The sequence below is a fragment of the Mesorhizobium salmacidum (SeqCode) genome, assembly GCF_037179605.1.
GTDB lineage: Bacteria > Pseudomonadota > Alphaproteobacteria > Rhizobiales > Rhizobiaceae > Mesorhizobium > Mesorhizobium salmacidum.
In genome coordinates, this window is the sequence record NZ_JAPYKS010000039.1 from 14,747 (window position 1) to 35,603 (window position 20,857).

Genomic DNA, 20,857 nt, shown 5'->3' on the forward strand with positions numbered 1-20,857 from the left:
CAGCTGCAGCGCAGCTGCTGCGGGGGACGGGCAGGCGGATGAGGGGCGGCGCCAGCTTCCCAGAACACAGCGCTGCCCCTCATCCGGCCCTATCGGGCCACCTTCTCCCCGTGAACGGGGAGAAGGAAAGAGGCGCTTACTTCTTGTTCTTCGCCAGCCAGTCCTGCTGTTCCTTGGTCAGGAAGGCAGCCCATTGGTCGGCGACGTCCTTGGCCGTCTTCTGGCCAAGCAGCACTTCCTGGAAGTTCTTGATGGCGACCTGGTCGACGAAGTTGCCGAGGTTTTCCAGATGCGTGGGCGGTGTCACCATTTCATATTTGGAACTGTCGCTCAGCTCCGTGAACCAGCCCTTGAACTGCTCGGTCTTGAAATGGGGATCCTGCTCGGCGCCCTTGTGGATCGGCACGACGCCGACTTCCTTGGCCCATTCCAGATTGTCCTTTGGCGAAAGCAGCGTTGCCATCAGCTTCCAGGCGTCGTCCTTGTGCTGGGAATTGGCGAACATCGCCCAACCAGCATAGCCCAGCGTTGGGTAGGATTTGCCGCTCGGTCCGACCGGCAGCGGCGCCACGGCGAAATCGTCGGCATTCATCTTGTCGGCGATGCCGAGCAACGCGTCCGGATCCTGGTTGAGCATGGCGCAGGTACCGGAATAGAAACCGGTGACGGTCTCATTGAAGCCCCAGCTCACGGAATCCTTCGGCGCAAGACCGTTCTTGTACATGTCGGCCAGCATCTGCAGGCCCTTGACCGAGCCCTCTTCATTGATGGTCGAAGTGCCGTCCTCGTTGAAATAGCCGCCCTTGCCGGCGGCGATGTTCATGAACATGTGCATGCCGTTGAAGGCACCCGGCCCGCCGCGCAGGCAATAGCCATACTTTCCAGGGATGGCGGAGATCTTCTTGGAATCGGCGACGAAATCATCGAGCGTTGCCGGCGGGCCGTCGAGACCGGCCTCCTTGAACAGCTTCTTGTTCCAGAACAGCGCGTTCACATAGTAGCCATAGGGGATCATGAACTGGGTGTTGTTCACGGTCGAGCCGAACTGCTTGGCGCGGTCGCCGAGCGTCTTGGCGTCGTCCCATTTGGCCATATAGGGGCCGAGATCCTCGAGTTGGGCGTTGTTGGCGTAAAGCCCCATCCAGCGTTCCGGCATCTCGACCACATCGGGCGTATCGCCGGCCTGCACCATGGTGAGGAATTTTTCGAAGGCCTGGCCCCAGGGCAGCGAGACGAGCTCGACCTTGACCCCGGGATTGGCCGCCTCGAACTCGGCGATCTGCTTTTTCAGGAATTCGGTGCGCGGCGGACTGGTGATCACCTCGACCATTTTCAGGGTCGAATCGGCCAGCGCGCCTCCGGCGGAAATCGCCAGCCCCGCGACGGTGGCAAGCATGACGGTCAGTTTTTTCATGTTCAAGACTCCCATTTTGAACCCGCTTGTTATTTTCTGGCTTTTTCGAAGGCCTGGGCGACATCCGCCCAGAGATCCTCGACACTTTCCAATCCGACATTGAAGCGGATGGTTCGGGGGCTGACGCCGAAGCGCGCCATCGAATTCAGTCCCGGCGTCTGTTCCAGCGACGCCTTGGCCGGCACGACCAGGCTCTCATGCCCGCCCCAGCTGACGCCGATGCGGAAATATTTCAACGCGTCGACGAAGACGGGAATGTCGATATCCTCGGTAACCTCGAACGAGAACAACCCGCCATAGCCGGCAAGCGTCGCCTTGCCCGGATGGTTCGAATAGACAGGGTGGTTGACCCGCTCGACATTGCCATGCGCCTTCAGCCGCTCGGCGATGGCAAGCCCGCTCTTCATGTGATGCGGCAGGCGCAGCGGCAGCGTGCGCAGGCCGCGCAGCAGCAGCCAGGCCTCGAACGGCGACAGCTTGCCGCCGAGATAGGAATAGGTCTGCTCGTTGATATGCTTGATATGCGCGGCCGAGCCAGCCACCACCCCGGCAACGGTGTCGCTATGGCCGCCGAGATATTTCGAGGCCGAGTGCAGCACGAGGTCGACGCCGTGCGAGATCGGCTTCTGGAACACCGGCGTCGCCCAGGAATTGTCGATGGTGGTGACGATGCCCTGTTCCTTGGCCAACCGGGTCAGATGCGGCAGGTCCTGGAGCTCGAACACCATCGAGGTTGGGCTTTCCAGATAAAGCAGCTTGGCGCCGGGCAATGCCGCCGCGACCGCATCCGGGTCGGAGCCGTCGACATAATCGACCTTGATGTTGAGCCGCGGCAGGAGGCGTTCGAAAAGCCGGTAGGCATCGCCGTAACAATTGCGCACCGCAACGATGCGCTCGCCCGCTCCGACGAAGGCAAGCACGGTTGCGCTGATCGCCGCCATGCCGCTGGAGAATCCGCGCGCGGCCTCGGCGCCTTCGAGCGCCGCGACCCGCGACTCGAACTCCATCACCGTCGGATTGTCGCCGCGCGAATAGATCGGCTGCTTTCGTTTGCCGGCAAACGTATCGGCCATTTCGGCATAATTGGCGAAGGTGAACAGCGAGGTCTGGTAGATCGGCGGCACGACGGCGCCGCCTGGGAACGGCTCGTCATGCGCCAAAAGCGTCGCCGCCTCGGCGAGATAGTCTTGATCGAAGCCGGCTGGCTGCTCGTTCATTTCAGGTCCGAAGTTTGAGTTTGGCCGCACCGCGCTTCAGGTCGTCCTCGACGGTGGCGATGAGCTTCAGCGCCTCGGCGCGGGCGCCCCGTGGATCGCGTGCCGCGATGCATTCATAGATGGTGCGGTGATAGGGAAAGCTGGCATGGCCGAAATCGCGCACGCCGAGCGGATGCTCCCAGAAGCGATGGAACAGTTCGTGCATGGCGGCGATGATCTGTTCGAACAGCGGATTTCCGGAGACCCGGTAGATCGCCTGGTGGAATTCCCAGTCCTCTTCCGACGACATGCCGTCAAGGGTGCGAAACGCCTGCTCCATGATATCGAGCTTGCGTTCGATCTCGGCAATGTCGGCTGGGCTTGCCCGCTCGGCGCACAGCGCCGCCGCTTCCGCTTCCAGCGCGCGGCGGATTTCCAGCGTCTGCATCAGGCTGGTGAAGTCATTGCCGCCCGCCAGCGTCAGCGGCAGATGCAGCATGTCGGGCGAGACGGCCGCCTTGAGATAGGTGCCGCTGCCTTGCCGGCGTTCGACCAGGCCCAATCCCTCCCACCGCGTCAGCGCTTCGCGCACCGTGTTGCGGCTGACCTTGAGCCGTTCGGCCAGGATGCGCTCGGTCGGCAGTCGCTCGCCAGGCTGCAGGGCCTCGGCGCGAACGAAACCCACCAAGGCCTTCAGCACGGCGTCGTCGCGCGCCGTCGTCTGAATGGGTGGCAGGCTGTTCTGGTCCACACTTCCTCCAAGTGGTCCAATGGTCCAACCAATTTCTGCACAGATGGGCCCTCCTGTCAATCGCTTGTCAGGAGGCAACCAGTCTTCAGCCTGTGGAAGGTTATGACGCGCTGCGTTCAAAAGGATACCCGGCCGCGGCAGCCGGTCCGAACCATCTTGTCAGCGCATCGGCCAATCCCTGTTGCGTCCCAAGTCCGACCCAAGCCACGTATCCATCGGGCCGGATCAAAACCGCGTCGGGTGCAGCGACCGTTCCCAGTACAGGAAGCTCCCAGGCACCGGCATACCCGGCATCGATGTGCCGGATCCGGTCGACCCAAGGCGCGGTGTCCAGCCTGCCTGGTTCACCGAAATTGAGGAGCAGCGGCCGCGCGTCGTGCAGCAAGGTAAACAGCCGTAACGGCCCGTTGGCGGTGAGCAGGTCGAGATCGGGCATGCGCCGCCCAAGCAGCGCGTGCCCTTCCCCGAGGTCGTAGTGGACACCCAGGCCGGACATCTCCGCGGCGATCCGTTTGCGTGGCCCGTCCATGGCGAGCAGCTCGGCAAAGGTATCGCTCAATGCCTTGGTGCGTGCATCCATACGACGAAGCGCGACCTGCGCGAGCGCGTTGCGCAGCACGCGGGCGGCGATCGGATGGCGTTCGGCATGGTAGCTGTCGAGCAGGCTGTCCGGTGATACCAGCTTGATCACCTGTGCCAGTTTCCATCCGAGGTTGACCGCGTCCTGCACGCCGATGTTGAGGCCCTGTCCGCCCATTGGGGGATGGATGTGCGCGGCGTCGCCGGCCAGCAGAACACGTTTGTCGCGGTAAGCGGCAGCCTGGCGCGTCATGTCGGTGAACCGCGAAATCCAGGTCGGACTGTGGACCCCATAATCGGTGCCGTACACTGCGACGAGCGCCTCGCTGAGATCGCGCAGTGTCGGTTCGCCACCAATGGTCAGTTGCCTCTCGGTCAGCACGACACCCACCCGGCCACTTTCCTCAATCTTGCCGATCGCATGAATACCGTAGGCGTCGCTGCGAAAACCCAATACAGGTTCGTCCGCCATCTCGACCTCGGCGATCATCCAGCTCATCGTCGGATCCCATCCGTCGAACGCGATGCCCGCCGCCTTGCGGATCATGCTGCGTCCGCCGTCACAGCCGACGAGATACCGGGCCCTCAGGCACCGGCCACCGGACAGATCGACGTCGACGCCACCATCATCCTGTGCGAAATCCGTGACATCCTGTCCGCGATAGATCGGCACCCCCAACTCGCTGATCCAGTCGGCCAATATCCGCTCTATATGGTTTTGCCGCAGCGCCAGCAGATAGTTGTGCCGCGTGGGAAAATCGCTGATGTCCAACCGGATCATGTGAAATCCCACGGACGGCGAAGGCTGTCCCTGCGAGAGGAACCGGTCGGCAATTCCGCGCTGGTCGAGCACCTCGATGGTGCGTGCGTGCAGGCCACCCGCCCGCGAACCGATGAGTTCCTGATTTGGCCGCCGCTCGACAATGGCCACATCGACGCCAGCCAACGCGAGTTCGCCGGCCAACATCAACCCGGTCGGACCGCCTCCGGCGATCACCACCGCATGGTCCCGACGCACTTGGCCTCTTGGCAGCTGGCCCCTTGGCAACAATTCCGGCATTCGCCACTCCCGTTTCCGTTGACCTGGGTCGCGGTTTTACGGGAACAGCCGGGTCTTGCCGCAAGCCCTTTGTGCGCCATATCTATGAAATGGAGGGGGTAGCTTCTCTCCTCCCCTATGCAAACGGCAGTGGAAAGTCGCGGCGTTGTGAAGTGACAGCGCGCGCGAGATGTAACTGATGTCGTTACAATCCAGGAAAGCCTTCTTCAGGCCCTGCCGCACACACAAAAAAGCCCGGCGCTTCCGGGACTTGGCGCAGATTCCTAATGTCATATCGGAAAAAGGGGGCCGGTCGGCGTTTGGCAGCGGTACGAGGAGGCCACTATGTGCCAGCGCCGGCCGGCCGACCCCACGGACCCAGGAGATGCGGCGGACCTGAGCATCATGGGGTATTCCTGAGGGACCGAGCCGGCGATCTACCCTCGTGCCGGCTTCGTCTTGGCCTGCACATTTACGCAAGAGCTTTTGAAAATCAACAGTTTCTTAACCAAGGCTCGCGAATCGCTTGGATTAAGGTAAATGGGTAACCCTGTTGGGTTGACCGGATAATCCGGCCCGGACCGTCAGGCCGCCTTGGCAACGACGCGGTTGCGGCCGCCGCTCTTGGCTTCGTAGAGCGCGAGATCGGCGCGCTTCATCAGCGCCGCCACCGTATCCACGCCCTTCAGCACCGACGACACGCCAACGCTGACGGTGACCTCGATCGTCTTGCCCTCGGCACCGATGGCGAACGGCATTTGGGCGATTTCGGCACGGATGCGTTCGGCCACCTTCTCGGCCACCGTGCCGTCGGTGTCGGGCATCACCACCACGAACTCCTCGCCGCCGAACCGGCAGGCAAGGTCGATACCCCTGACGTTCTTGCGCAGCCGCCGCGCGAATTCGCGCAGCACATCGTCGCCGCCGTCATGGCCGTGCGTGTCGTTGATTGACTTGAAGCGGTCGAGATCCGTGATCATCACCGACAGCGGCCGGCGCCGCGCCACGGCGCGGTCGAACAGCGTCTGCAGATGGCTGTCGAGATAGCGGCGGTTGTGCAGACCGGTCAGGCCGTCGGTCACGGCCATTTCGATGGTCTGGGTAACGCTGGCGCGCAATTGGTCGTTGTAGCGCTTGCGGCGCACCTGGGTGCGCAGCCGCGCCGTCAGTTCCTGCTGGTCGATCGGTCGCATCAGATAGTCGTTGATGCCGAGTTCCAGCCCGCGGATGATGCGCTCCTCCTCGCCCTCCTCCGCCAAAAGGATGATCGGCACGAAACGGGTGCGGTCGAGCGAGCGCAATTGCGAGCAGAGCCTGAGCGGATCGAAATCGGCGAAGGCCGTCGAGATCATCACGCATTCATAGGGCGTTTCGGCGGCTTGAAAGAACCCGGCATGCGGATCGCCGGTGACGTCGAGGTCGGCCCGGTCGCGCAACATCTTCTGGATGCGCTCGACCGACGATTTGCGCTCATCGATCAAAAGCACTTTCGGCATCGTGTCCTCGGACGCGAAATTGCGGCTCAAAAGTTCTTCGATGCCGATGGTGCGTGTGGTCGAGGCGCGCAGCCGAAGCTCGTCGGTCAACGACTTCAGGCGGACCAGGCTCTTGACGCGCGTCATCAGCTGCAGATCGTTGACCGGCTTGGTCAGGAAATCGTCGGCGCCGGCCTCCAGCCCGCGCACGCGATCGGAAACCTGGTCGAGCGCCGTGATCATCACCACCGGAATGTGCGACGTCGCCGGATCACTCTTCAGCCGCCGGCAGACCTCGAACCCGTCCATGTCGGGCATCATCACGTCGAGCAGCACGACGTCGACCTTGCCGTTCTCGCAGGTCTCGATCGCGTCGGGCCCGTTGGTGGCGGTCAGCACCTCGAAATATTCGGCCAGCAGCCGGACCTCCAGCAGCCTGACATTGGCAGGGATGTCGTCGACGACGAGGATCCGCGCGGTCATTTCACAAGGCTCCGGCTCGGCTGGAAGGGAACATCAGGCATCGCCCAGATAGGATTTGATGGTTTCGATGAAGCGCGGCACCGAGATCGGCTTCGAAATATAGGCCTCGCAGCCGCCCTGGCGGATGCGCTCCTCGTCGCCCTTCATCGCGAAGGCAGTCACGGCAATGACCGGGATGACGTGCAGATCGTCGTCCTCTTTCAGCCATTTGGTCACTTCCAGCCCCGACACTTCTGGCAGTTGGATGTCCATCAGGATGAGGTCCGGCCGGTGCTGGCGCGCCAGGTCGAGCGCTTCCAGACCGTTGCGGGTGCGCACCGTCTCGTAACCGCTTGCTTCGATGAGGTCCCGAAAGAGCTTCATATTGAGCTCATTGTCCTCGACGATCATGACCTTCTTAGGCATCGAAATCCCGTCCCGGCCGTCCTCCGCCCGGAGGCGGCCGTCATGCGCTCTTTCCTTGGACGCACCAAACCCTGCTTCACGATACGGCAATATGATTGACGAAACGGAAACCCGTAGCCTGCAAAGCAGCACGAATTCCGCCGCGCCTCCCGCGCATCCAAAAGGCGCGCCGCGCTCTAATGGCTTGCCGCGGCCAACTCTTGCCATTACTGCGGGAGAGACTCATTCCACACACCGAAGGTAGTGATGGCAAACGCAGCGTCAATGCGCGAAGAGGCCGAAACCATTGCCGTGAAGGCATTGGGCTTCGTTGCCGCCGATCCGGAGCTTTTACCGCGCTTTCTGGCGATCACCGGAATAGAGGCGCATTCGATCCGCCGGGCGGCCGGCGAGCCGGGTTTCCTGGCCGGCGTCCTGCAATTCATCCTCGCCCACGAGCCGACTTTGATGCGCTTCGCCGAGGAGACCGGCACGCCACCGGCGGCTGTCGGCAAGGCGTTGCGCGCCTTGCCGCTTGGCGATGACGATCACGAGCGTTCCACATGAGCGATGATCCCGAAACCGCGCGCCAGATCGAGGAACTGGCGGCTGACGACAGGCCGCTGCTCGTGCTCGACGTCGACGACGTGGTGCTCGAATTCATCCGCCCTTTTCCGCATTTCCTCAAGGCGCGTGGCTATGGCCTGACGCTGGCATCCTTCCGGCTGACCGGTAACATTGCCGAAACGGCCAGCGGCCGGCTGATCGAACAACCCGAAGTCGCGGCACTTTTGGGTGATTTCTTCGACGCGCAAGCCGATTGGCAGAGCATCACCGATGGAGCCGCGAAAGCTTTGACGGGGCTTGGAGACCGCGCGGAAATCATATTGCTGACGGCCATGCCACACAGGCATCGTGCCGTTCGCCGCGCGCATCTCGACGCCCTCGGGCTAAGCTATCCGCTGCTGACCACCGAAATGGCCAAGGGCCCGGCGGTGGCCAGGCTGCGCGGCAATACCGGGCGGCCGGTGGTCTTCGTCGACGACCAACCGGCCAATCTGGCGTCGGTGCGGGAATCTGTCGCCGACGCAAATCTTTTCCACCTGATGGCCGACAATTCTCTGCGCTCGTTCCTGCCGTCGGTCCCGGACGATGTCATCGTCGTCCAGGATTGGCACCAAGCCGGGCCGAAGATCGCGGCCGCGCTGGGATTTCAGGCGCTTTGACGCACTCCCGCGCGGAAAACCGCTTTACACTTTTCCTGGAATTGGTCGAGGGTTGAACCTCAAGGATTGAGCTTAGCCCCTGCCCCGCCGTTAGCGCTGCCGCCATTGTCGCCGCCACCATTGTCGCCGCCGCCGCTCTCGTCGTCCGAGCCGTCACCGTCGTCGACACTGTCGTCCACCGCTGGGTCAGCGGGCTTCAGCATGACGCCGTTGACGGCGACCGAGCCGTCGGCCTTGGTGTTGATGACCCATTCCAGCTTGCCGTCCGGCAGCGTCTTGGCAAAACCCTTCGCCATGAGAGCGACAGGCACGTACTGCCCGACCTCCGGCTCCGCCTTCGCTGCTTCCTGCAGATGTTCCATGATCTTGTCGAAGCCGGCGATGTCGACAGTGAGATTTGCGTCAGGTTTCTGGCCGAAGCTTGTCATCTCGCCTTCCAGCGCGATTTCCATGTCCTTGTTCTTCACGGTGCTGCGGCCGATGACGACCTTCGGCGTCTTGGCAAGGAAGTCGGCTTTGAGCTGGTCGCCGAACTCGGCCGGCAGCGGCGGATTCTGATTGAGGTCAAAGGCTTCGATCGCCTTCTTCGCCATGCTGTCGAGATCGATGTTGGCGCCGCCGAAGTTCAGGTCGATATCGGTGGGCAGCAGCGCCACGCTCCAGCTCGGCAAGAGCTGCTGCGGCACGGTCAGCCCCGAAGCCTTGACGCCATAGCTGATCTTGCCGTTCTGGGCGACCCCGTCGGAACCGAACGCTACGCCGAACTGGGTCGCCCCGAACGTACCAATCGGGCTGTCGACCGCGAAATCCTTGAAGCCATAGGTTCCGTCGATACGCTCCCACACAGGAAGTGCTGCAAGCAGAAGCGACTTGAGCTGCGCCTGGTTTGCCTTCAGCGTCTTCTCGTCCTCATTGGCCACGGCAAACGCCAGCAGGTCGAGCAGAGGCTTGGTCTGCACACCCTTGCCGCCGGCGTTCACAGAAAATTCCGGCGACTTCACGGTAACGGGAAAATTCAGCCCGCTCTCGGGATCATTGAATTTTATCGCTTCGACGAAGTTCGAAATCTTTTGCGATGTCGTGAAATCGACGCCGCCATTGGCCGCCTTGGTCGCGGAAAGCGTCACGGTGCCGGCACCAGCGCTCGCCTCCATCTGCTGCTTGCTATCCTGCGACGACATCGTCATCCCGGCAATCGAGCTCGTGGCGCTGGTGAAGGCTGCCAGCTTGGGGTCATAAACGCCGCTGCCCTTGCCGTCCTTGATCGAAAACCGCGTGCTTTGCTTTCCCTGGGGGCCGTTGAATTCAAAGGACGCGCTCTGCGAAAAATCCATCGAGACATCCCAGGACCCATCACTGCGCGGCTTGACCAGCAGGGCGTAGGGCGCAAAGTCGAATTTCATCAGCTTCTGGTCGGGAAAGCTGCTGGCAAGCGCCTTGAAATCGAACACGATCTTGTAGGCGTCGCCTTCGGCCGTAATCTTCAGGATACCCTTATCGAGCGCCTGTTTGCCGACATAGCGGGATAGGTCATCGGACAATTGCTTGGCGCCGTGGCTGTCGACGGTCTGGCCGAAAGCAGGCGCACTGAGCAGCAGCGCGGTAAAGGCAATTGGCAACATACGGTTCACGGGAATTCTCCGTTCGGTCGAAGGCAAAATTCGTTTCGTATCTCTGGTAGGGAAATACCATCACGACTGCAAGACGATGACGGCCAGGCATTCGGCTTCAACACCAGCCGCGGCGAATGTTCGTCGACCAGCCGCGCAATCTGGCACCGCTGCAGAATAAAGGATTCAGTTTCGCCCCGCTCCCCTTATTTCCTCATGAGCAAAATCACTTTGCCGTAGAAAATACTATGCAACTGCAAGCTGAAGTTTTCCTACAATGTCAGCCGCATCAGCGGCCGGCCGGCCTTGCGCTCCACGAGCCTCTCGAACCCGGCCTTCTCGAAGACCCCAGATGAGCCGACAAACAGGCCGATCGAACGCGAATCGCGGGACAGGTCGATCGGGCAGGCCTCGACAAGCCGCGCGCCGTTCCTGCGGGCAAAATCGATGCCGCCTTCGACGAGGCGGTGCGTGATGCCCCTGCCGCGCGCTTTGGCGCGGATGAAAAAGCAGGAGATCGCCCAGACGGCCGGATCGGACGCGTCGGCGGGATCGATCGGCGCCGAGCCCCTGCCCTTGTTGTTCCATTCGGGCACGTCGGCGCGTGGCCCGATCTGCATCCAGCCAACCGCCTTGCCATCCTCGAAAGCCAGCAGGCCGGGCGGCGGGCCGGCCTCGATGCGCGCCTTGATGTGGTCCTTGTTGCGTTCACGGCTGCTCTCGCGCCGCGCCGCCGGCGCCAGCCGGAAATGCGTGCACCAGCAGCCATAACAGGCGCCCTGCTTGCCAAAAAGGTCCTCGAACTCAGGCCAGAGCTCAGGCGCCAGCGGCACTACCGTCGTGCTCATGCGTTCTCCCCAGGCCAGGCTTGTCGCTGGCCCTGCGCTGTCGTACCATTGCTTCTGTTCTCTATATGTTCGCAGCGATGGCGGCTCCTGTCAACAATCCCGATCACGGTTTTTGTCGTGACTGCCTGATGTTTCAGCGCGGTGAAACGCGCCGCTGCGAACGCTGCGGCAGCCCTCGCCTTGCCCGCCATCCCGAGCTTTACCGGCTGCATCTGGCCCATATCGATTGCGATGCGTTCTACGCGGCGATCGAAAAGCGCGACAACCCGGCGCTCAAGGACAAGCCGTTGATCATCGGCGGCGGCAAGCGCGGCGTCGTCTCCACCGCCTGCTATATCGCACGCATCCGCGGCGTGCGCTCCGCCATGCCGATGTTCAAGGCGCTCGAGGCCTGCCCCGAGGCGGTCGTGATCGCGCCCAACATGGAAAAGTACGTGGCCGTCGGCCGCGAGGTGCGCGCCATGATGCAGGCCTTGACGCCGCTGGTCGAGCCGCTGTCGATCGATGAGGCATTCCTCGATCTCGCCGGCACCGAGCGGCTGCATGGCCTGCCGCCGGCGGTGGTGCTGGCGCGCTTCGCGCTGGCCGTGGAGAAGGAGATCGGCATCACCGTTTCATCAGGCCTGTCCTATTGCAAGTTCCTCGCCAAGATCGCGTCCGACTTCCGCAAGCCGCGCGGCTTCTCCGTCATTGGCGAGGCCGAAGCGGTCGGCTTTCTGGCAACGCAGCCGGTGACCATGATCTGGGGTGTCGGCAAGGCGTTCAACGCCACGCTCGAACAGGATGGCATCCGCACCATCGGCCAGCTTCAGAAGATGGAACGCGGCGAACTGATGCGCCGCTATGGGGCGATGGGCGAACGGCTCTACCGGCTTTCGCGCGGTGAGGATGTCCGCCGCGTCGACCCCGACCAGGATGCCAAGAGCGTATCGGCCGAAACCACTTTCGACACCGACATCGCCTCGCTGGAAGAGCTGGTCTCCGTGCTGAGGGGCCTTTCGGAGAAAGTCTCGGCGCGGCTGAAGAAGTCAGGCATTGCCGGGCGCACCGTCGTGCTGAAGCTGAAGACCCAGGATTTCAAGCTGCGCACGCGCAACCGCCAACTCGGCGACCCGACCCGGCTCGCCGACCGCATCTTTTCGACCGGCGTGGAACTTCTTCGCAAGGAGACGGACGGAACGAAATTTCGATTGCTCGGCATCGGTGTCAGCGACCTCTCCGACGACGATAAGGCCGACCCGCCGGATCTGGTCGATGTCCAGTCGCGCAAGCGCGCCATGGCCGAAGGCGCCATCGATGCGTTGCGCGACAAGTTCGGGCGCAAGGCTGTGCAAACCGGCTATACCTTCGGCAAGGGCCGCGACGTCCATCCACCGGAGCCGCTTGAAGATTGAACCCGATCAGCTGCGCCGAAGATCGATGCGGCTGGTCACAACGCTCTTGCCGGTTTGGGGATCACGGTCGACCACCGTCAAAACAATGCCGTCCGCCCCGTTTTTTTGTACGGTAAGCTGCGCGGTGCGATCGCCATTGACCTCCTTGGCCCAGCGAATGGCGAGGTTTATCGCATTGCCGGAACGGCTTCCGTTCAGCTGCGCCGGTCCGGTGCGCGATCCCACATAGACGCCGCTGTATTTGCCGCCGCTGACCTTCAGACGAGCGCTGATGGCGCGTGTCACCACGATCAGGCCGCGGCAGTTGCCGTCGAGCGACAGCGAGGTTGAGGTCGCGTTCGACTTGAAGCTGCAAGAGACACTGACGTTCGGCACACCCGTGGTTACCTGGACAGTGCCCTTGCCAGCGAAATTGCCCTTGAACGACTGGAGAAATTTGGTCTCGTCGGCATGAGCCGCGCCCGCAGCAATCACCAGGCAGCCAGCAAGCGCCACTTGCGCGAATCGTCTCATGAAACCCTCCTTGTCGACACGGGAATGCGCGTTTGCACAGCACAGATACCAGGGGGCTCAACGCCCCTAGCCGTATCGGGTTCCGCCCGCAGCATGACTGCTCTCAAAGCCTTCGCCGCGACTGGCCCAGAAGAATACATGGACTAGCGATTGCTCCGCCAACCACGGCCTGCGACATAGCGGACATGGCACCCACCCCGTCGATCCCCAAGGCCGCGTTCTGGATGGCGCTGTCGATCACGTCGTTCCTGGCGATGTCCGTAGCCGGCCGCGCCACCACGGCCGAACTCAACGTCTTCCAGGTGCTGGAACTGCGTTCGGTCATCGGCTTCTTCATTCTGCTGCCGCTGGTGATGACGACAGGTGGGCTTGCCGCGATGCGCACGCAGCGGCCGCTGGCCCATATCGCGCGCAATGTCGTCCACTATAGCGGCCAGGCTGCATGGCTCTACGCGTTGACGCTTATTCCGCTGGCGGTGCTGATCTCGATCGAATTCACCACGCCGATCTGGACGGCGATCCTGGCGGTCACGTTTCTCGGCGAAAGGCTGAGCCGGCCACGGCTCGCGGCGATCGTGCTTGGGCTGATCGGCGTGGTCGTCATCGTGCGTCCAGGCGTCGACTCGGCCGATGTGGGCCATCTGGTCGTGCTGGGCGCGGCGGTCTGTTTCGGCGTTTCGCTGGTGCTGGTCAAGTCGCTGACGCGCACGGACAGCGTCGTGCGGATCATCTTCTGGATGCTGGTCATCCAGTCCGTGGTCGGCCTTGTTCCGGCTCTCTACGAATGGCGCAACCCTTCGCTTGAACTATGGCCTTGGATCATCCTGATCGGTTTCACCGGCATGTCGTCCCATTTCTGCCTCGCCCGCGCCCTGGCCTATGCCGACGCGACCGTGATCTCGCCGATGGATTTCCTGCGCGTACCGCTGTCGGCATTGATCGGCTGGCTGCTCTATCAGGAGCAGATCGACGCCTTCACCGCCGGCGGCGCATTGCTGATCCTGATGGGCAATTTGCTCAACTTGCAGCGCAAAGCTGTAAAGCCGGCCGAGGTCGCGGCGTCATAGCACTGCCGGTCAGTTCCCTTCGTCTGGAATGTTGAGGACATGGCCGCATGCCTTGCAGTGCACGGCGTCCGGCTCATGCCGCCGCAGCCCGCATTGCGGACAGGGAAAGAACACCTTGGCCGGCCGAAAGATCGCCTGCGCCAGCCTGACGAACAGCGATATGCCGATGATCATGGTCACGATCGCCGTCAGCTTGCCGGCGATGCCCGGCAGCACGATGTCGCCGAAGCCGGTTGTCGTCACGGTCGCGACGGTGAAGTAAAGCGCGTCGATGTAGTTTTCCAGTCCGGCACCGTTGCGGAAAAAGAACGTGTAAACGAAGCCCGTGATGACAAAGAGAAAGGTCAACAGGTTGATAACCGCGTGGCTCGCCTCGCGCCAGGGTCGCAGGCCACGCATCTCGAAATGCCGCCAGATCGAACCGCTGCGCGACAGCGACCACAGCCGCAGAATTCGCAGAAAGCCGAGACTTGCGAGCGCCGCCGGCATCAGCAGCGTCAGAAGGATGAAGGCATCCACCCAGAAGGTCGGCTGCTTCATCAGGCGCAGCATGTCGTTGGAGGCCAGCAGCCGGGCAATCAGATCGGCGGCGACCAGAGCCGCCACGGCATAGTCCAGCCACAGAAACGAGGCCGACTGCTGGATGACCGGCGTGGCGATGAAAAAGGCGATGATGGCGAGGTCGATGATGACGGCCACCAGTTGGAACCGGAACGCGGCCGGCGAGCGCCCATGATAGAGCCTGCGCAGCATGTCGCGTAGGCGCGACGTCGCGGAAAGATCCTGCGATGCGCGCGTCCCCTTGGCCTTCATGCCGGCATGAGCGGCAGGTGCCGGCCCGCGGGTTGCCGCCTGGCAAGCGCGCAGATCACACCAGCTCCACTTCGACCACACCAGGCACGGCGCGCATCGCCGAGGCGATCTGCGGCGAGACGCGGTAGCCGCCATTCAGGGCAATCTCGACCTCGCCCTGCGCCTCTTCCTTGATCACGATAATGCTGACCTGGCTTTCCCCGCGCTGGGTGAGCTGGGATTGGATGATCGAGGCAGGCCCCTCGTTCCTGACGAAAATGCGCAGAGCCTTCTGGATGCGGCTTGCTTCGTCCTCCAGCGATTGGACGGAGTTGATGCGCAGGTTGACACCCTCGGGCCTGTCCTCCGCCGCGACAGTGATGACAACCGAGCGGCCTGCTTCGAGGAGATCGCGATACTGGGCCAATCCTTCTGAAAACAACACGGCCTCGTACTGGCCGGAGGTGTCGGAAAAGGCCACCACGCCCATCTTGTTGCCGGTGCGCGTCTTGCGCTCCTGCTTGCTGGTGACGGTGCCGGCAAGCCGGCCGGCGGAAGCGCCGCGCTTGACGGCAGCGGAGAACTCCGCCCAGTTCTGCACTCGCATCTTCTGCAGCGCCGCCTTGTACTCGTCGAGCGGATGGGCCGAGAGATAGAAGCCGACGACCTGGAATTCGCGGTGCAGGCGGTCGGCGGCGAGCCAGGGATCGGTCGCCGGCAAATTGAGCGCCTGCGACTGGGCGCCGAGCGAGGCGCCGAAGATATCGGCCTGACCCGAAACGGCGTTCTGCTGGGCGAGCGACGCCAGTCCCATCATCCGCTCGACGCCAGCCAGCATCTGGGCGCGATCATGGCCGAAGCAGTCGAGCGCACCGGCCATGATCAGGCTTTCGAAAACCCGCTTGCCGACGATCTTCGGGTCGACCCTCTCGCAGAAATCGGCCAGGCTCTTGAACGGCTTTTCGCCGCGAACGGCGACGATGTGCTCCACGGCGGCATCGCCGACGCCCTTGAGCGCGGCCATCGAGTAATAGATGCGGTTCTCGCCGACCTCGAAGGCACGGAAGCTGGTCATAACGGACGGCGCCAGGACTTCGATGCCGAGGCGCAGCGCATCCTGGCGGAAGTCGGCGAGCTTGTCGGTGTTGCCCATGTCGAGTGTCATCGACGCCGCAAGGAACTCGACCGGATAATGCGCCTTGAGATAGGCGGTCTGGTAGGAGACGACGGCGTAGGCGGCGGCGTGCGACTTGTTGAAACCATAGTCGGCGAACTTGGCCAGCAGGTCGAAAATGAAGTCGGCTTGCGGCTTTGCCACGCCGCGCTCGACCGCGCCGGAGACAAAGCGTTCACGCTGCTTGTCCATCTCGGCGCGGATCTTCTTGCCCATGGCGCGGCGCAGAAGGTCGGCTTCGCCAAGCGAATAGCCGGACAGCTCCTGCGCGATCTGCATCACCTGTTCCTGGTAGACGATGACGCCTTGCGTCTCCTTTACCAGATGGTCGATCTTGGGATGGATCGAGGCCATCTCCTCCTCGCCATGCTTTCTGGCGTTGTAGGTCGGGATGTTTTCCATCGGGCCCGGCCGGTAGAGCGCGACCAGCGCGATGATGTCCTCGATGCAGTCCGGCCGCATGCCGATCAGCGCCTTGCGCATGCCGGCACTTTCCACCTGGAACACGCCAACCACCTCGCCGCGCGACAGCATGGCGTAGGTCTCGGGATCGTCGAGCGGAATCGTCGCGAGGTCGATGTCGATGCCGCGGCGGCGGATCAACTTGACTGCTGTTTCGAGCACCGTCAGCGTCTTCAGGCCGAGGAAGTCGAACTTCACCAGCCCGGCCTGCTCGACATATTTCATGTTGAACTGGGTGACCGGCATGTCCGAGCGCGGATCTCGGTACATCGGCACCAGTTCCGACAATGGTCTATCGCCAATAACGATGCCGGCGGCGTGTGTGGAGGCATGGCGGTAGAGGCCCTCCAGCTTTTGCGCCATGTCGAGCAGTGTCTGGACGATCGGCTCCTTCTCGGCCTCCTCGGCAAAGCGTGGCTCGTTGGCGATGGCGTCGGCGAGTTTGACCGGATTGGCCGGGTTCTGCGGCACCATTTTCGACAGCTTGTCGACCTGGCCATAGGGCATCTGCAGCACGCGGCCGACGTCGCGCAGCACGGCGCGCGCCTGCAGCGTACCGAAGGTGATGATCTGGCCGACCTGGTCGCGGCCATATTTCTGCTGGACGTAGCGGATCACCTCTTCGCGGCGGTCCTGGCAGAAGTCGATGTCGAAGTCGGGCATCGACACGCGATCCGGATTGAGGAAGCGTTCGAACAGAAGCGAGAAGCGCAGCGGATCGATGTCGGTGATGGTCGTCGAATAGGCGACCAGCGAACCGGCGCCCGAACCACGCCCCGGCCCGACCGGAATGCCTTGCGCCTTGGCCCATTTGATGAAGTCGGCAACGATCAGGAAGTAGCCGGGGAATTTCATCTTCTCGATGATGCCAAGCTCGAATTCGAGCCGCTCACGATATTGCTCGACCGTGTAGCCCGGGGTCGGCCCATGCAGGGCAAGCCGTGCATCGAGCCCTTCGCGCGCCTGGCGGGCTAGTTCCTCGGCCTCGGCCTTTTCGGCCGCGTCCTTGTCGGAGGCATCGCCGCCGGTGAAACGCGGCAGGATCGGGCTGCGCGTTTTCGGATAATAGGAGCAGCGCAACGCGATCTCGACCGTGTTGTCGATCGCTTCCGGCAGGTCGGCGAACAATTTCGCCATGTCGGCCTGGCTGCGCAGGAAATTGTCCGGCGACAGTCGGCGGCGGGTGTCGACGGCGACAACCGAACCCTCGGCGATGGCGATCAACGCATCATGCGCCTCATACTCGTCGCGCGAAGAGAAGAAGGCCTCGTTGGTGGCAACCAGCGGCAATTCTTGGGAATAGGCGAGATCGACCGAGGATTTCTCGATCATCCGGTCGTAGCCCGAAACCCGGTCCAGCTCGACATAGAGGCGGTCGCCGAACATCGTCTTGAGAGTGACTAGTCGCGCCTCGGCAAGATCGCGGCGATCTTCCTTCAGGGCTATGCCGATCGGGCCGCGCGGCCCGCCACTGAGACAAATCAGGCCGGCACATTGGCCGTCCATCATTTCGGTGGTCAGGTGCACCGCTTCACCGGGCGGCGTTTCGAGATAAACGCGGCTAACCAGCCGGACGAGATTGGAATAGCCGGCTTCAGTGGCCGCGAGCAGCACGACCGGCCGCATATCGGGGCCTTGCCGACGGCGGTCACGCTGGCCATCGCTGCTCTCGCCCGAGAAGGCGAGCGCGATCTGGCAGCCGATGATCGGCTGGATGCCGTCCTTCACCGCCTTTTGCGCGAATTCCAGCGCACCAAACAGATTGTTGGTGTCGGTGACGGCGATGGCCGGCGCCTCGTCTTTCACCGCGTGGCCAACGATCTTGCCAAGCTGAAGCGCGCCCTCCAGCAGCGAATAGGCCGAGTGCACGCGCAAATGGACGAACGGCCGCGCCGGCACCTCCGGCCGCGCGGCCGCGATCGCGGCTTCGCGCTTCAGGGGATCGCGTGGAAGTCTGTCATCCGCCATGGTTTGTCGCGCTGTCCGTAAGACTTGAGTCGATGGAGATATATTGTCCGGGACCAGGCGATGCCAGTCCAGCACAAACGACTACTGATCACAGGCTTCCAGCCGCTTAGGCGAATTCCATGATCACAGCGTCGACAGCCAGGCTATCGCCGGGCTTGGCGTTGAGTTTCGCCACGACCAGATCGCGCTCGGCGCGCAGCACGTTTTCCATCTTCATCGCCTCGACCACGGCCAAGGTCTCGCCGGCCTTGACCTCCTGGCCTTCGGCAACGGCTATCGACACGACAAGCCCCGGCATCGGGCAGAGCAGAAGTTTCGACGTATCCGGCGCCACTTTGTCCGGCATCAGCCGTTCCAATTCGGCGGTGCGCGGCAGCATGGCGCGCGCGGTCACCGACATGCCTTTCCAGGCGATGCGAAGGCCATTGGCGACAGGCCGGATCTGGGCGGCAACCCTGCGCTTGCCGACCGTGCCGCGCCAGATGAGGTCACCCGGCCGCCAGTCGGACGAAACGGTCAGTGCCTTGCAGCCATCGATGGACAGGTCGATTTCCATCGGGATGGAAACCATGCCTTCAATGATAGAAACCGGCAGATAATCTTCGCCGATCTTCACCACCCAGTCGCGCTTGAGCGCTCCCGAATGCGGCGCCAGCCGCCCGCCCAGCCGGTCGAGACGGTCGCGGCGCAGCAGTTCCACGGCGGTGACGATCGATGCCAGCACGGCCCTTTCCTCGCTGTTCGGCACGACGGGGGCAAAACCGTCGGGATATTCCTCCGCGATGAAGCCGGTCGATATCTCCCCTTTCCGCCAGCGCGGATGCTGCATCAGCGCCGCCAGGAACGGTATGTTGTGCTCGATGCCGTCGACGACAAAGCTGTCCAGCGCTTCCGACATGGCATCTATGGCCTCGAGCCGCGTCGACGCCCAGGTACACAGCTTGGCGAGCATCGGATCATAGAACATCGAGATTTCCGAGCCTTCGGTGACACCGGTGTCGTTGCGGATGACGATGTCGCCGAACTGTCCTTCCTCCGGCGGCCGGTAGCGCGTCAGCCGGCCGATCGACGGCAGGAAATTGCGATAGGGATCCTCGGCGTAGAGCCTGCTTTCCACCGCCCAACCATTCAGCTTCACGTCGCTCTGCTTGATGGCGAGTTTCTCGCCGGCGGCGACGCGGATCATCTGCTCGACCAGATCGATGCCGGTGACGAGCTCGGTCACCGGATGTTCGACCTGCAATCGTGTATTCATTTCAAGGAAATAGAAGTTCTTGTCCTTGTCGACGATGAATTCGACGGTGCCGGCGCTCTGGTAATCGACGGCCCTGGCCAGCGCCACCGACTGCTCGCCCATCGCCTTGCGCGTCTTGGCATCGAGGAATGGCGACGGCGCCTCTTCCGCCACCTTCTGGTTGCGGCGCTGGATCGAGCATTCGCGTTCGCCGAGATAGAGCGCATTGCCGTGCGCGTCGGCCAGCACCTGGATCTCGATATGACGCGGGTCGACGACGAACTTTTCGATGAAGACGCGATCGTCGCCGAACGAACTCTTGGCTTCCGAGCGCGCCCGGTCAAACCCGTCGCGCACTTCCGACCTATCCCAGGCGATGCGCATGCCTTTGCCGCCACCACCGGCCGAGGCCTTGATCATCACGGGATAGCCGATTTCACCGGCGATCTTTTCGGCATGGTCGGCATTTTCGATGACGCCAAGCCAGCCCGGAACCGTCGAAACCTCAGCGGCGTTGGCGAACTTCTTCGATTCGATCTTGTCGCCCATCGCCTTGATCGCCTTGGGCTTCGGGCCGATGAAGACGACGCCTTCCGCTTCCAGTGCTTCGCAGAACGCGGCTCGCTCGGACAGGAAGCCATAGCCCGGATGCACGGCCTGGGCGCCGGTCGCCTTGCAGGCGGCGATGATCTTTTCAGGAACGAGATAACTCTGCGCGGCGGGCGACGGCCCGATATGCACCGCCTCGTCGGCCATTTCGACATGCAAGGCATCGCGATCGGCATCGGAATAGACAGCGACCGTGGCGATGCCCATCTTGCGCGCCGTCCTGATGACGCGGCAGGCGATCTCGCCACGATTGGCGATCAGGATCTTGGTGAACATGCGGGTAGAATTCCCCTCCGGCAGACGGTTCAGTTCTATGGACTATGTCGCCAGGTCTCAAGTACCGCGGTGCACGACGTGACGGGCGCCCCTCCCGACGCGCCGTCGCGCTCCCTGCCGAGCCGGGCTGGTTGTCGAGCGGTGTGCTATCTGCGCCAACAAAGCCGCGATTTCGTCTCATCTGACTGTTGAAGAGCGGGCCAAAACCTGAAAGCCTGCGCAAAAACCGCCTTTGGAGGAATGCCCGATGAAAACCCGCGCCGCTGTTGCTGTCGCCGCCGGAAAGCCGCTGGAGATCATGGAGGTCGACCTCGAGGGACCGCGCGATGGCGAGGTGCTGGTCGAAATCAAGGCGACCGGCAT

Annotated in this window: 16 protein-coding genes and 1 pseudogene; 5 read left to right on the top strand and 12 right to left on the bottom strand. The window is 62.7% G+C overall.

The window, feature by feature from the left end:
* Positions 1-136 precede the first annotated feature (136 nt).
* From O7A60_RS29335 to O7A60_RS29360, 6 genes are all read right to left on the bottom strand, one after another.
* Complete coding sequence (locus O7A60_RS29335) at positions 137-1,414, bottom strand: ABC transporter substrate-binding protein (protein WP_337109185.1); 1,278 nt, start codon at positions 1,412-1,414, stop codon at positions 137-139.
* 29 nt (positions 1,415-1,443) lie between these two features.
* Positions 1,444-2,631 (bottom strand): PLP-dependent transferase, encoded by a 1,188-nt coding sequence (locus O7A60_RS29340; RefSeq protein WP_140503586.1) that lies wholly within the window; start codon positions 2,629-2,631, stop codon positions 1,444-1,446.
* A gap of 1 nt (position 2,632) precedes the next feature.
* Complete coding sequence (locus O7A60_RS29345; protein ID WP_140770827.1) at positions 2,633-3,361, bottom strand: FadR/GntR family transcriptional regulator; 729 nt, start codon at positions 3,359-3,361, stop codon at positions 2,633-2,635.
* 100 nt (positions 3,362-3,461) lie between these two features.
* Complete coding sequence (locus tag O7A60_RS29350; protein ID WP_337109187.1) at positions 3,462-5,000, bottom strand: FAD-dependent monooxygenase; 1,539 nt, start codon at positions 4,998-5,000, stop codon at positions 3,462-3,464.
* 563 nt (positions 5,001-5,563) lie between these two features.
* Entirely contained in the window at positions 5,564-6,937 is a 1,374-nt protein-coding gene (locus tag O7A60_RS29355; RefSeq protein WP_337109188.1) for a PleD family two-component system response regulator, read from the bottom strand.
* Between the two features lie 33 nt (positions 6,938-6,970).
* A complete protein-coding gene (locus O7A60_RS29360; protein WP_006334976.1) occupies positions 6,971-7,342 on the bottom strand; it encodes a response regulator in 372 nt (123 codons plus the stop codon).
* A gap of 246 nt (positions 7,343-7,588) precedes the next feature.
* Between O7A60_RS29360 and O7A60_RS29365 the strand changes: the two genes are divergently transcribed.
* Positions 7,589-7,888 (top strand): DUF3572 domain-containing protein, encoded by a 300-nt coding sequence (locus O7A60_RS29365; RefSeq protein WP_337109189.1) that lies wholly within the window; start codon positions 7,589-7,591, stop codon positions 7,886-7,888.
* Positions 7,885-8,547, top strand: coding sequence for a hypothetical protein (locus O7A60_RS29370; protein ID WP_337109190.1), 663 nt, complete (start codon positions 7,885-7,887; stop codon positions 8,545-8,547). The genes O7A60_RS29365 and O7A60_RS29370 overlap by 4 nt, the downstream gene beginning before the upstream one ends.
* Positions 8,548-8,606: 59 nt before the next feature.
* On the opposite strand, the gene O7A60_RS29375 is transcribed toward O7A60_RS29370, so the two are convergent.
* Positions 8,607-10,169 (bottom strand): hypothetical protein, encoded by a 1,563-nt coding sequence (locus tag O7A60_RS29375; protein WP_337109198.1) that lies wholly within the window; start codon positions 10,167-10,169, stop codon positions 8,607-8,609.
* A gap of 260 nt (positions 10,170-10,429) precedes the next feature.
* On the bottom strand, positions 10,430-11,005 hold the full coding sequence (locus O7A60_RS29380) for a GNAT family N-acetyltransferase (protein ID WP_337109191.1): 576 nt from the start codon (positions 11,003-11,005) through the stop codon (positions 10,430-10,432).
* A 65-nt stretch (positions 11,006-11,070) separates the two neighbouring features.
* On the opposite strand from O7A60_RS29380, the gene O7A60_RS29385 reads away from it, so the two are divergent.
* Positions 11,071-12,399 carry a DNA polymerase IV gene (locus O7A60_RS29385; protein WP_337109192.1) on the top strand — a complete coding sequence of 443 codons (1,329 nt, stop codon included), beginning with the start codon at positions 11,071-11,073 and terminating at the stop codon, positions 12,397-12,399.
* A gap of 6 nt (positions 12,400-12,405) precedes the next feature.
* Here O7A60_RS29385 and O7A60_RS29390 read toward each other — a convergent pair whose 3' ends face one another.
* Positions 12,406-12,912 carry a hypothetical protein gene (locus O7A60_RS29390; RefSeq protein WP_337109193.1) on the bottom strand — a complete coding sequence of 169 codons (507 nt, stop codon included), beginning with the start codon at positions 12,910-12,912 and terminating at the stop codon, positions 12,406-12,408.
* A 185-nt stretch (positions 12,913-13,097) separates the two neighbouring features.
* On the opposite strand from O7A60_RS29390, the gene O7A60_RS29395 reads away from it, so the two are divergent.
* Positions 13,098-13,979, top strand: coding sequence for a DMT family transporter (locus O7A60_RS29395; RefSeq protein ID WP_337109194.1), 882 nt, complete (start codon positions 13,098-13,100; stop codon positions 13,977-13,979).
* Between the two features lie 9 nt (positions 13,980-13,988).
* Here O7A60_RS29395 and O7A60_RS29400 read toward each other — a convergent pair whose 3' ends face one another.
* From O7A60_RS29400 to O7A60_RS29410, 3 genes are all read right to left on the bottom strand, one after another.
* On the bottom strand, positions 13,989-14,792 hold the full coding sequence (locus tag O7A60_RS29400) for a potassium channel family protein (protein ID WP_337109195.1): 804 nt from the start codon (positions 14,790-14,792) through the stop codon (positions 13,989-13,991).
* Between the two features lie 55 nt (positions 14,793-14,847).
* Positions 14,848-18,375 (bottom strand): DNA polymerase III subunit alpha, encoded by a 3,528-nt coding sequence (dnaE, locus tag O7A60_RS29405; protein ID WP_337109196.1) that lies wholly within the window; start codon positions 18,373-18,375, stop codon positions 14,848-14,850.
* A 106-nt stretch (positions 18,376-18,481) separates the two neighbouring features.
* A complete protein-coding gene (locus tag O7A60_RS29410; protein WP_337109197.1) occupies positions 18,482-20,494 on the bottom strand; it encodes an acetyl/propionyl/methylcrotonyl-CoA carboxylase subunit alpha in 2,013 nt (670 codons plus the stop codon).
* 247 nt (positions 20,495-20,741) lie between these two features.
* Here O7A60_RS29410 and O7A60_RS29415 point away from each other — a divergent pair.
* A pseudogene (locus O7A60_RS29415) lies at positions 20,742-20,857 on the top strand (S-(hydroxymethyl)glutathione dehydrogenase); the annotation flags it as partial.

What these genes read in the sequence shown, in the direction of transcription:
- O7A60_RS29335 (WP_337109185.1), bottom strand. Translation starts at nt 1,414, where the DNA reads ATGAAAAAACTGACCGTCATGCTTGCCACCGTCGCGGGGCTGGCGATT.
- O7A60_RS29340 (WP_140503586.1), bottom strand. Translation starts at nt 2,631, where the DNA reads ATGAACGAGCAGCCAGCCGGCTTCGATCAAGACTATCTCGCCGAGGCG.
- O7A60_RS29350 (WP_337109187.1), bottom strand. Translation starts at nt 5,000, where the DNA reads ATGCCGGAATTGTTGCCAAGGGGCCAGCTGCCAAGAGGCCAAGTGCGT.
- O7A60_RS29355 (WP_337109188.1), bottom strand. Translation starts at nt 6,937, where the DNA reads ATGACCGCGCGGATCCTCGTCGTCGACGACATCCCTGCCAATGTCAGG.
- O7A60_RS29360 (WP_006334976.1), bottom strand. Translation starts at nt 7,342, where the DNA reads ATGCCTAAGAAGGTCATGATCGTCGAGGACAATGAGCTCAATATGAAG.
- O7A60_RS29365 (WP_337109189.1), top strand. Translation starts at nt 7,589, where the DNA reads ATGGCAAACGCAGCGTCAATGCGCGAAGAGGCCGAAACCATTGCCGTG.
- O7A60_RS29370 (WP_337109190.1), top strand. Translation starts at nt 7,885, where the DNA reads ATGAGCGATGATCCCGAAACCGCGCGCCAGATCGAGGAACTGGCGGCT.
- O7A60_RS29375 (WP_337109198.1), bottom strand. Translation starts at nt 10,169, where the DNA reads ATGTTGCCAATTGCCTTTACCGCGCTGCTGCTCAGTGCGCCTGCTTTC.
- O7A60_RS29380 (WP_337109191.1), bottom strand. Translation starts at nt 11,005, where the DNA reads ATGAGCACGACGGTAGTGCCGCTGGCGCCTGAGCTCTGGCCTGAGTTC.
- O7A60_RS29385 (WP_337109192.1), top strand. Translation starts at nt 11,071, where the DNA reads ATGTTCGCAGCGATGGCGGCTCCTGTCAACAATCCCGATCACGGTTTT.
- O7A60_RS29390 (WP_337109193.1), bottom strand. Translation starts at nt 12,912, where the DNA reads ATGAGACGATTCGCGCAAGTGGCGCTTGCTGGCTGCCTGGTGATTGCT.
- O7A60_RS29395 (WP_337109194.1), top strand. Translation starts at nt 13,098, where the DNA reads ATGGCACCCACCCCGTCGATCCCCAAGGCCGCGTTCTGGATGGCGCTG.
- O7A60_RS29400 (WP_337109195.1), bottom strand. Translation starts at nt 14,792, where the DNA reads ATGAAGGCCAAGGGGACGCGCGCATCGCAGGATCTTTCCGCGACGTCG.
- dnaE (WP_337109196.1), bottom strand. Translation starts at nt 18,375, where the DNA reads ATGGCGGATGACAGACTTCCACGCGATCCCCTGAAGCGCGAAGCCGCG.
- O7A60_RS29410 (WP_337109197.1), bottom strand. Translation starts at nt 20,494, where the DNA reads ATGTTCACCAAGATCCTGATCGCCAATCGTGGCGAGATCGCCTGCCGC.